A 566-nucleotide genomic window follows, 5' to 3' on the forward strand; every position below is an offset into this window, starting at 1 on the left:
TTCGACAGTGATGGTCAGATTCCCGGATTCGTAGTCCGCTTCGAAGTCGACGGTGAACGCGTCCGAGTCGTAGGCGGCGTGGTAGGCGCGGTGACGCTCGAGTGAGCCTGTCGCCTTGAAGTGGAAGAACGCAGCCGACGTGTAGGGCTTGCTCTGCCTCTCGATTTGCGTCTCCACCGACGCCGGGAGCGCGATCTGGGGCGTCTCCGTGTCGATACTCGCAGCGAACTCCTTCGCTTCCTCGACGGTTGCTTGCGAATGTGCTGGTGTCTCGCCGGTGAGCACGTTCACCGGGGCTTCCGTGTCGTCGGTGAACAGGACGTCTTCGAATGTGTGTGCCCCGAGGATTGCCTCGGGGTCCAACTCGCAGTCGTGGAATGGATCGTCGTCTGAGGTCATCGAATCACGAGCCTACGGCGGGGTTCACCCATTCCGGTCTCTGAAAAACAGCAGCGGCCACGAAGCAGACCGAACTAGGAGTGATTTAGGCTCGCCTTCTCGAAGGGTGATTCCCCGGTCGGAATGAGTAGCTCCTGTCGGTCTCCGACCCGCTCGGCCAGCTTCCG

1 protein-coding gene is annotated in these 566 nt (G+C 61.1%); it reads right to left on the reverse strand.

Features of this window, described 5'->3' with window-relative positions:
• The coding region (locus D3D01_RS22620; RefSeq protein WP_121513860.1) for a hypothetical protein at nt 1-399 on the reverse strand (399 nt) is incomplete at its 3' end.
• Nucleotides 400-566: the final 167 nt, after the last annotated feature.

It is taken from the genome of Haloarcula sp. Atlit-7R (assembly GCF_003666065.1).
Lineage (GTDB): Archaea > Halobacteriota > Halobacteria > Halobacteriales > Haloarculaceae > Haloarcula > Haloarcula taiwanensis.